Below are 10,571 nucleotides of genomic sequence, written 5' to 3'. Positions count from 1 at the left end.
GCGGGCGGTCGCGGCCGTCCACCGCGCCGGGTACGGGGTCCTCGCGCTGGCGCCCGACCAGTTCGCGCAGCGGCCCCGGGACGGCGGCCTCCTGCTCCACGACATCGGGCTCGCCATGGCCCTGTCGCCCGGTCCCTACGGCCGGAGCACCGAGGTCACGCACGCCGACGGACGCGGCTGGTTCCGGGACGCCCCCGAGCTCCGGCGGGAGAACCAGCGGGTGACGCGCGCGCTGGCGCGGCGGTGGCTCGACGGGCTGGGCCCCGCCGACTTCGCCGCGCCGTGGATCGCCGAGCGGGTGTGGACGGCGACGACGACGTCGTTCGAGGAGGAGCGGCGCCCGCTCGAACGGTTCGCCGACGCGCTCGCCCTCGCGCGCGGCAGCCCCCGCGCGAGGTTCCGCAGGCTGTCGCGCCTCGCCGGCCGCTTCCTGCTGGAAGCCGCGCCCTGGCTGGTCATCGCGGTCTACCTGCCGTTCGCCGTGCTGTGGTGGTGTCTCGCCGGGCTGGGCCGCGGGTTGCGGTTCCTCTGGCGCAAGGCGCGCCGCCGCCCTCCCGTCCCCCTCGACCGGGAGCCTCCGCCGGGCGGCTGGACGTCCTACGTCGGCCCGTCCGCCGATCCGCCGGTCATCCCGCTGCACGAGGGGTTCCGGTACGTGCACGAGCCGCTGTGGGAGCGGCATCCCGGCCTGCCGGACCTCGGCCCGTCCGCGCTCACCGAGGCGCTGCGGGAGCGCATCGCCTACTCCCACGGCGGGACGTTCCTCATCACGGGCTTCCGGGGCGTCGGCAAGACCACCATGATCCAGCGGGCGCTCGGCGCGCTGGCCGAGCGCCCGCCCGACGGACGCCGCGTCCTGCCGGTGGTGCTGAGCGTCGCGCGGCCGATGACGACCGCGCACCTGCTGTTCGCGATCGTCCGGCGGGTGTTCGAGGCGCTGAACGAGACCGGCGAGTTCGACCGGCTGCCCGAGGACACCCGGCACCTTCTGCTGCTGACGTACATGCGCACGTCGCTGTCGTTCAAGGAGACCCGGTCGGACGCCAGCGAACGCGGCGCGTCCGCCGAGGTCGGGCTGTCGGCGTCCGGGATGAGGGCGGTCGGCGCGTCCGGGCTGGCGCTGCCGAAGCTGGGGATGTCGTCCAAGCGCACCCGGTCCCTCGCCACGGAGGCGGCGTTCCTCGCGTACTCGGAGACCGACGTCGAGTACGACATGATGCGGATCGTCCGGATCCTGTCGGCGCCGCGCCCGGCCGGGCGGCGCGGGCTCGTCCGCCGCCGGCCGGGACGGAGCGCGTCCGGCGACCCGCCGCTCAGCCTGGTCGTGGTGCTGGACGAGGTGGACAAGCTCACCTCGTCCAAGAAGGGCATGGCCGCGCTGGAGCGCCTGCTGTCCGGCATGAAGAACGTCATCTCCATGCCCGGCGCGTACTACGTCGTCGTCGCCGGACCCGACCTGCAGGACCGGGTGCTCCTCGACGTCGGGCGCGGCAACGGCGTCTACGAGAGCATCTTCGCCTGGCGGCTCTACGTCCCGTGCAGCTGGCGCGCCGCGCGCACGCTCGTCGCCGGGCTCGTCCGGGACGGCGACGCCCCGCACCTGCGCGAACCGCTGCGCCTGCTGTCGCTCTACCTCACCTTCAAGTCCCGGGGCGTGCTGCGGAAGCTGCTGCAGGAGGCGCACTCGTTCGTGACGTGGCAGGACGACCGGCCGTTCCTGCGGTTCACCCCGGAGGACTGGGACCGCGTCCGGTTCTACGCGGGGCTGGAGGAGGTCCTCGACGCGTTCTTCGCCGCGACCGCCGACCACGTGTTCCCGTCCGAGATCGACCAGGACCGCTGGCGGCTGGGCGGCCACTACGTCACCGACTGGATCCTGCGCAGCGAGGGGATGCCGTTCACCGCCGCCGACGTCCAGAAGGCGGTGGACGACGGCGACTTCGACGCCCAGCTGCGCATCCGGCCCGCCGCCGTGGACCTGCTGCTGGAGCACCTGGCGGACGCGGGCGTGCTCACCGTCGTCCGGAAGGTCTCCGCCTCGGCCACCTTCCTCGCGGACGTCGCCGAGTCGCGCCTCACGTCCTACCGGCTCGCCGACGGCGTCCGCCGCGCGCTGCGCGGCATCGCCCGGTCCAACCCGGACGAGCGCGCCGAGCTCAACGTCACGCTGTCCCCGCAGATGCGTTCCGGCGCGACGGTCGCGCCGGAGCCGCCGGCCCCCGCGGTCACCGGCATGGCCCCCCGCGCCCGCGCCGCCGCACCGCCGGTCGGGGCGGGCCACGGGCTGCGCACCCTCGACGACCGGTACGAGCTGCGCCGCCTCATCGGCGAGGGCGGCATGAGCACGGTGTACGAGGGCTACGACACCATGCTGCAGCGGACCGTCGCGATCAAGCAGCTCCGCTCGGTGGTGGCGGACGACGTCCAGGCGCGCGAGCGGTTCCGGCGCGAGGCGGAGATCAGCCGGGCCCTGCGGCATCCGCACGTGGTCGCGGTGTACGACCTGGTCGGCGACGGCCCGTCGGTGTCCATCGTCATGGAGTTCCTGGACGGCCCGTCGCTCGCCGACGCGCTGGCGGCCCGGCGGCTCCCGCCGCGCGAGGTGGCGGCGATCGGCGCGTCCCTCGCCGACACCCTGCAGTACCTCGCCGACCAGGGCCTGGCCCGCCTGGACGTGAAGCCGGGCAACATCATCCTGGTCCCGGGCCGGGGGCCGGTGATCATCGACCTGGGGATCGCCAAGGCCGTCGACGACCTGCACGTCCTCGGCCGCCTCACCGAGACCGGCGTGATCATCGGCACGCCGCTGTACATGGCGCCCGAGCAGATCGAGGGGTTCCGCGAGATCGACATCCGCGCCGACGTCTTCGCCCTCGGCATGGTCCTGCTGGCCTGCCTGCTCGGCGAGCACCCCTACGCCAAGGAGCCGCCGCTCACCGTCCTGGCGAACATCGTCGAGCGCACGATGGACGTCTCCGTCCTGCCGGTCTCCCCCGAGCTGCGCCGCGTCCTGGCCCGGGCGCTCCGGCGCGACCCCGCCGAACGCTACCGGCGCCCCGCCGACCTGCGCCGGGCGCTGCTGGACACGCCCGAGCACCGCGCGCCGGAACCGCAGGCCGCCCGTCCGCCGGGGCCGGACAACGACCCGACGGTGATCGTTCCCCGTCCGCAGGCGGGCCACCCCGCCGAGGTTCCGGAAACGCCCCCTCCGCCGGTGGGCCGCTCCAGCGGGGTTCCGGAAGCGGTCGACCTGCCGCCGCCCGCGCCGCCGCCGGTCGAGTCGCCGTCCGCGCCACCGACCCGCCTCGAACGCGCCTACCCGGCAGCCGTCCCGGAGGGGCCGCTGAGCACGACCGAGCTGGCGTCCCGGTTGTCCCTCACCCCGCGGAAGGTCCGCCAGATGGCCAGGGAGGGCACCATCCCGTCCACGCGCGCGGGCAACGCCTACCGGTTCTCCTGGCCCGCCGTCCAGGAGGCCCTCGCGGCGTCCGACCGGCAGCCGAGCTGAGCGGTCGTCGCGTCCCCGGCGTCACCAGGTGACGGGGAGACCGCGCGGGCGGCGGACGATGCGGTCGGCGCACCAGGGGACCTCGTCGGCGGGGACGGCCAGCCGCAGGCCGGGCAGCCGCCGGGTGAGCGTCGCCAGCGCCACCTGCAGCTCCATCCTCGCCAGCGCCGCCCCCACGCAGCGGTGCAGGCCGAACCCGAAGGCGACGTGCGGGTTGGCGGCGCGTCCGACGTCCAGGACATCGGGGTCGGGGAACACCGAACCGTCGCGGTTGGCGGCCGACAGCTCGACCAGCACCTGGTCGCCCCGGCCCAGCTTCATCCCGCCGACCTCCGTGTCCTCCAGCACGAAGCGGGGGAACGAGCCCTGGGTGATCAGCGGGACGTAGCGCAGCAGCTCCTCGACCGCCGACGGGACGAGCTCCGGACGGTCGTGCAGCCTCCGGTAGTCGCCGGTGCCGAGCAGCAGGAACACGAAGTTGGGGATCTGCGAGGCGGTGGTCTCGTGACCGGCGGCGAGCAGCGTCCGGACCAGGTTGACCAGCTCGTCGCGGCTGAGCCCGTCGCCCGCGTCCCGCGCGCGGACCAGCGCGCCGACGAGGTCGTCGGTCGGGTTCCGCGCGCGCAGGTCGGCCTGCTCGGCGAGGTAGGCGTTCATCTCGGCGATCCCGGCCATGACCTCCTCGGGCGGCAGGCCGCCGGTGTCGATGAGGGTGCCGGTCCACGCGGTGAAGCGGTCCCGGTCGGCGGCGGGCACGCCCAGCAGGTCGCAGATCACCTGGACCGGCAGCGCCAGCCCGAACGCCTCGAACAGGTCGGCGGGCGGCCCCTGCTCGACCATCGCGTCGACCAGGCGGTCGGCGATCCGCTCGGTGCCCGGACGCAGCCGCTCGATCCGGCGCGGCGTGAAGGCGCGGTAGACGAACCGCCGGACGCGCGTGTGGTCGGGCGGGTCGGTGCTCACCATCGTCTGGACGGTGATGTCCACCGGGGTGACGCGGGCGATGTCGTCCTCGGCGATGCCGGCGCGCCGGGGGTCGCGGGCGAACGAGGGGCTGCTGAGGACGTACCGGGCGTCCTCGTACCGGGTGACCAGCCAGGCCGGGGCACCGTAGGGCAGCCGCACCCGGACGGGCGCCCGCGCGCCGCGCACCTCGTCGAGCTGTGCGGAGAGCTGCAGGGCATCGGAGGGGAAGGGGAACGCACGAGGTTCGGACATGGCGAATTCCAGCGGGGGTGATGTACCGCGGTGCCGACCGAAGCCGGAGGAGGAATCGCGCAATCCAGAACATTTCCCAAGGTAGTCGCGCCACCCCACCCCAACAAGGACACCTTCCCCTAACCCCCTCCGGCGCGGCCGAGCGCCGGACGCCGGTCGCGGCGGCCGGTTCCCGGGTCAGAGGCGGCCGACGGCCTGGTCGACGACCTCGACGGCGGCGTCCACCGCGCCGCGCACATCGCCGTCCGGCGGATACAGCAGGGAGCGTCCGGCGATCAGCCCGCGCACGTTCGGCGGACCGAGCGCGCGCCGCCAGCCCTCGACGGCCGCCCGCCGGTCTCCGGCGACCTCCCCGCCGAGCAGCAGGGCGGGCAGCGTCGTCGCCGCCATCACCCGGTCCATCTCGGGGACGGCCGGGACCTTCAGCCACGTCCGGGCGGAGGTCGTGCCCAGCGCGGACGCCACCGAGATCGCACGGATCATCGCGTCCGGGGTGAGGACGTTGCGCAGCCGGCCGTCCTCGCGGCGCGCGCAGAACGGCTCCACGACGGCCATCAGCCCGTGCCCCGCCAGCTCCGACACCGCCCGCGCGCACGCCTCCAGCGCCGGCGCGGTCGCGGGGTCGGACTCGTCGATCCGCAGCAGCATCTTGCCGCCGTCCAGCCGGGACCCCGCGACCGCCGCCGCGTCGTAGCCGGTGAACCGGTCGTCGGTCTCGAACGCCGATCCGGCGAGGCCCCCGCGGTTCATCGACCCGAGCACGACCATCCCGTCCAGGACGCCGAGGAGCAGCAGGTCCTCCACCACGTCGGGGGTGCCGAGCACGCCGTCCACGCCGGGCCGCGACAGCGCCGCGCAGACCCGCGCCAGGTAGTCCGACCGGTCGCCCATGGCCCGCGGGTCGCCGCCGACGCCGAGCACGCCGCGGCCCGGATGGTCCGCGGCGATGACCATCAACCGCCCGGTCTCCCCCACCGGCCGGGTGCGCCGCACCCGCCCGGCCGCCCGCTCGGCGATCGCCTCGGGCCCTCTCATCCGGACGGCGGTGAGCCCCGCGATCCGTTCCGTCCACTCGGTGGTCGCCGGCACCACGGCCTCACCTCACGTCCGCGTTGGAACGTTCTCACCCAGAGGCTTTCACCGCCGCGCCCGCTCGCCAACCCCCACCCGCCGAAAGCACGGAGATCATCGCGGCGAGGCGAGGGAGTACGCCGCCCCCTCCGGACGGGTGGACGAGGGGCGCGCCGCGCTACCGGACGGGTCTCGTCAGGAGGACGGCGCCCACATGACGACGCGCGGGCCGAGGTCGTGCAGGCCGGCGGCGGCCTCGGCGGCCCAGTGCCCGCGCAGGCCGGGCGTCCAGCGCTCCTCGGGCAGCACGGCGAAGCCGTGCCGGGCGTACCAGGGGGCGTTCCAGGCGATGTCGCGGAACGTCAGCAGGCTGACCCCGGGGGATCCGGCCGCCGCCGCGTGCTCGAGGACGGCCCGCAGCAGCCGGGTGCCGATGCCCTGCCCGGCGAGGTCGGCGTGGACGGAGATCTGGTCGAGGTGGAGCGCCCCGTCCAGCGGGGAGAGCACCGCGTACCCGGCCGGCGGGTCGCCGGCCACCAGGATCTCCGCGTCCCTGCCGACCATCTGCTCCACCACGGTCGGGCCGGGCGGGAACTCGATGCCGACCGCGCCGAACATCCGGTCGGCGGAGTTCTCGATCGGCGGCAGCAGGTCCAGGTCGGCCGGAGCGGCCGGGCGGATCTCATAGGGATCAGTGCTCACCCGCCCGATGGTAGGCCGCCTTCCCCTCCCCCGCACACCGGGACGATCCGACCCGAACCACCGCCCCCGGCCGACCGGGGCCGTGCGGCCCGCCGCCGCGCGGCTACTGGACACCGGCCTCCTTCATCTCGCGGAGTTCGCGCTTGAGCTCCTTGATCTCGTCGCGCAGCCGGGCGGCGAGCTCGAACTGCAGGTCGGTGGCGGCCTGGTGCATCTGCTCGGTCATCTGCTCGATGAGCGACTCCAGTTCCGCGCGGGGGCGCTCGCCGACCAGGTCGGCGGCGTGCCGGCCGGCCTCGCGGCGCGACGCCAGGCCCGGGACGGGGGCCTTGCCGCGGGACTGCTGCCGGCCCGCGCCGCCGATCAGGGTCTCGGTGTCGGCGTCCTCGCGGGCGAGCGAGTCGAGGATGTCGGCGATCTTCTTGCGCAGCGCCCTCGGCTCGATGCCGTGCTCGGCGTTGTACGCCTCCTGCTTGGCGCGGCGCCGGTTGGTCTCCTCGATGGCCCGCTCCATGGACGGGGTGACCCGGTCGGCGTACATGTGCACCTGGCCGGACACGTTGCGCGCCGCGCGGCCGATGGTCTGGATCAGGGACGTCTCGGAGCGCAGGAAGCCCTCCTTGTCGGCGTCCAGGATCGCCACCAGCGACACCTCGGGCAGGTCGAGTCCCTCGCGCAGCAGGTTGATGCCGACCAGGACGTCGAACTCGCCCGCGCGCAGCTCGCGCAGCAGCTCGATGCGGCGCAGCGTGTCGACCTCGCTGTGCAGGTACCGCACCTGGACGCCGAGCTCGAGCAGGTAGTCGGTGAGGTCCTCGGCCATCTTCTTGGTGAGGGTGGTGACCAGGACGCGCTCGTCCTTCTCGGTGCGCAGCCGGATCTCGTGCACCAGGTCGTCGATCTGGCCCTTGGTGGGCTTCACGATCACCTCGGGGTCGACCAGCCCGGTCGGCCGGATGACCTGCTCGACGACGTCGCCCTTGGCACGGCCCAGCTCGTACGGGCCGGGCGTCGCCGACAGGTAGACGGTCTGGCCGATGCGCTCGAGGAACTCCTCCCACTTCAGCGGCCGGTTGTCCATCGCCGACGGCAGCCGGAAGCCGTGCTCGACCAGCATCCGCTTGCGGGACGCGTCGCCCTCGTACATCGCGCCGATCTGCGGGACGGTCTGGTGCGACTCGTCGATGACCAGGAGGAAGTCCTCCGGGAAGAAGTCGAGCAGGGTGTTGGGGGCCGTGCCGGCCTCGCGTCCGTCGATGTGCCGGGAGTAGTTCTCGATGCCCGAGCAGGTGCCGACCTGCCGCATCATCTCGATGTCGTAGGTGGTGCGCATCCGCAGCCGCTGCGCCTCCAGCAGCTTGCCGTGCCGCTCCATCTCGGCGAGGGTGGTCTCCAGCTCGGCCTCGATGTCGCGGATCGCGCGCTCCATGCGCTCGGGACCGGCGACGTAGTGGGACGCGGGGAAGACGTAGACCTCGTCGTCCTCGGTGAGGACCTCGCCGGTCAGCGGATGCAGCGTCGCGAGCTTCTCGATCTCGTCGCCGAACATCTCGATCCGGACGGCGAGCTCCTCGTACTGCGGGATGATCTCGACGGTGTCGCCGCGGACCCGGAAGGTGCCGCGGGTGAACGACAGGTCGTTGCGGCTGTACTGCATCTCGACCAGGCGGCGCAGCAGCTCGTCGCGCTCGATCTCCTGGCCGACGCGGAGCCGGACCATGCGGTCGACGTACTCCTGCGGGGTGCCCAGGCCGTAGATGCAGGAGACCGACGCGACCACGACGGTGTCGCGGCGGGTCAGCAGCGAGTTGGTGGCCGAGTGGCGCAGCCGGTCCACCTCGTCGTTGATCGAGGAGTCCTTCTCGATGTAGGTGTCGGTCTGCGGGATGTACGCCTCGGGCTGGTAGTAGTCGTAGTACGAGACGAAGTACTCGACCGCGTTGTGCGGCATCATCTCGCGCAGCTCGTTGGCGAACTGGGCGGCGAGCGTCTTGTTCGGCTGCATGACCAGCACGGGCCGCTGGAGCTTCTCCACCAGCCAGGCGACCGTGGCGGTCTTGCCGGTGCCGGTCGCGCCGAGCAGCACGGTGTCCTTGTCGCCGCGCGCGACGCGCTTCTCGAGTTCGGCGATGGCCTGCGGCTGGTCGCCGGAGGGCGTCATGTCGCTGACGACCTCGAACGGCGCCACTCTGCGCTGCAGGTCGGTGACCGGTCGCATCTGGCCTCTCCCTGATCTCCTGGTGCCGGGCGGCTGTCCGGCCCGGTCGATCCACTCTACGCAGGAGGTAGGACAATCCCGGTCGCCGCCTTATTTCCGCAGGTCAGGAAGCGGGCACCGGCAGCCGGGCCCGGACGGCGAAACCCCCGTTCCCGCAGGGGCCCGCCTCGAAGTGGCCGCCGAGCGCCACGACCCGCTCACGCAGGCCCACCAGGCCGTTCCCGCCGCTGGGCAGGCCGTGCCCGGCGGCGCCCTCCGGGGCGGCCCGGTTGACCACCGAGACCTCCACCGCGTCCGGCGGGAGCCGCAGATCGACCCGAGTGGACGCGCCGCCGGCGTGCTTGTGCACGTTCGTCAGGGCCTCCTGGACGATCCGGTACACCGTCCGGGAGATCGCCGTCGGGACGGGCCGCTCCTCCCCGTACACCACCAGGTCCACCATCAGCCCGGCCGCGCCGGACTGGCCGACCAGGGACCGGACGTCGTCCAGGGTCGGGGCGGCGGAGGCCAGCTCGTCCTCGCCCTGCCGCAGCACGCCGATCACCTGCCGCAGCTCCTCCAGCGCCTGCCGTCCCATGTCGCCGATCACGACGGCGGTCTGCGCGGCGCGGTCCGGGTCGCGGGCGGCGACGGCCCGCAGCGCGCCCGCGTGGACGACCATGACGCTGACCCGGTTGGCGACCACGTCGTGCATCTCGCGGGCGATGCGGGTGCGCTCCTCCGCGCGGGCCCGCTCGGCGAGCAGGTGCTGCTCGCGCTCCAGCCGGGCCGTCCGCTCCTGCAGGGACGCCAGCAGCTGCTTGCGCGCCCCCATGTACATGCCGAGGATCACCGGGAACGAGGTGAACAGCAGGCCGAACGTGGCGTTCGCGGCGAACGAGCCGTGGTCGCCGTTCGGCGACGGGACGATCAGGAACGCCACGTAGCTGGTCGCGGCGATCGCGACGGCCGTCCAGCGGGACGCGGCGTAGGCGCCCAGCGAGTACAGGACGATCACCCCGGTGACCGGTCCGCCGCCCGCCGCCGTCCCGACGACGAGGGCGGCCAGGGCGAGGTGGACGGGGTAGCGGCGCCGCACGAGCAGCCCGACCCCGAGGAGCGCGGAGACCAGCGCGACGTCGTAGCCGGGGAGCCAGTAGTCCCGCGTGGTCCCGGCCCACATGACGGCGCCGTCCAGGAGGGACGCCCCGGTCGCCAGGCAGACGTCCAGCACGCGGGAGCGGCGCGTCGGCCACGACTGCGTCCACCACCCCCGCACGTCCATGCGCCGAGCCTATAGCGACGAACCGGGAAGATCCGATGGTCCGGGCGATCTCCCCCGGAGAATCACATACCGCCCAGTATCTCCATCAGAACGACCGTGGCGTCGTCGGACGGCTTGCTCCGCGGCCAGCGGACGCCTTCCGGATCGGTGGCCTCGACCTTGCGCGTGCGCGCGATGAGCGCCTCCGGGCCCTCCTCCCGGACGATCCGCGCCAGCCCCGCCCAGTCGGTGTGGTGGAACATGTCGGCCAGGCGGCTCGCGCCGTCGGTCAGCAGCATGACGCCGCGCAGCTCCGCCAGCGGGACCGTCCCGGTGATCGCCTGCTCGGCGACCGACGGGTCCCCGGCGGCGAAGCCCCGGCCGCCGATGACCGTCTCGACGCCGCGCGGCCCGTCCAGCAGCAGGGTCGAATCGGCCAGCACCAGGTAGTCGAGCACGTCCCCGCGCACCCGCACGGCCATGACGGTCGCGGAGGGCGTGTACGGGTGCGCCAGGTCGCAGGTCGCCCGGTGGGCCGCCGCGACGTCGGCGATCGCGCCCGCGAGCCGGGCCACCAGCGGGCGGTTCCCGGGCCGGTGCGCGCCCTCGGG

The 10,571-nt window shown here is 73.9% G+C and carries 6 protein-coding genes and 1 pseudogene; 1 reads left to right on the top strand and 6 read right to left on the bottom strand.

Features of this window, described 5'->3' with window-relative positions; all coding sequences use genetic code 11:
* Nucleotides 1–3,508: protein kinase domain-containing protein (locus DZF91_RS33785; protein WP_147341518.1), on the top strand; the 3,508-nt coding region annotated here is incomplete at its 5' end.
* Between the two features lie 21 nt (nucleotides 3,509–3,529).
* On the opposite strand, the gene DZF91_RS33780 is transcribed toward DZF91_RS33785, so the two are convergent.
* The 6 genes and pseudogenes from DZF91_RS33780 to DZF91_RS40710 form a co-directional block, all read right to left on the bottom strand.
* On the bottom strand, nucleotides 3,530–4,726 hold the full coding sequence (locus tag DZF91_RS33780; RefSeq protein WP_117361102.1) for a cytochrome P450: 1,197 nt from the start codon (nucleotides 4,724–4,726) through the stop codon (nucleotides 3,530–3,532).
* Between the two features lie 177 nt (nucleotides 4,727–4,903).
* A complete protein-coding gene (locus DZF91_RS33775; RefSeq protein WP_117361104.1) occupies nucleotides 4,904–5,761 on the bottom strand; it encodes a Cgl0159 family (beta/alpha)8-fold protein in 858 nt (285 codons plus the stop codon).
* A gap of 231 nt (nucleotides 5,762–5,992) precedes the next feature.
* Nucleotides 5,993–6,499 (bottom strand): GNAT family N-acetyltransferase, encoded by a 507-nt coding sequence (locus DZF91_RS33770; RefSeq protein ID WP_235834759.1) that lies wholly within the window; start codon nucleotides 6,497–6,499, stop codon nucleotides 5,993–5,995.
* 103 nt (nucleotides 6,500–6,602) lie between these two features.
* On the bottom strand, nucleotides 6,603–8,717 hold the full coding sequence (gene uvrB / locus DZF91_RS33765) for an excinuclease ABC subunit UvrB (protein ID WP_117361101.1): 2,115 nt from the start codon (nucleotides 8,715–8,717) through the stop codon (nucleotides 6,603–6,605).
* Between the two features lie 103 nt (nucleotides 8,718–8,820).
* Nucleotides 8,821–9,981, bottom strand: a complete 1,161-nt coding sequence (locus tag DZF91_RS33760; protein WP_117361100.1) for a sensor histidine kinase — start codon at nucleotides 9,979–9,981, stop codon at nucleotides 8,821–8,823.
* 62 nt (nucleotides 9,982–10,043) lie between these two features.
* Nucleotides 10,044–10,571: pseudogene (locus DZF91_RS40710) on the bottom strand (integrase); the annotation flags it as partial.

It is taken from the genome of Actinomadura logoneensis, assembly GCF_003428695.1.
Classification (GTDB): domain Bacteria; phylum Actinomycetota; class Actinomycetes; order Streptosporangiales; family Streptosporangiaceae; genus Spirillospora; species Spirillospora logoneensis.
The sequence above is the reverse complement of the archived record's forward strand: the minus strand, read 5'-3'. Positions and strand labels throughout refer to the sequence as shown.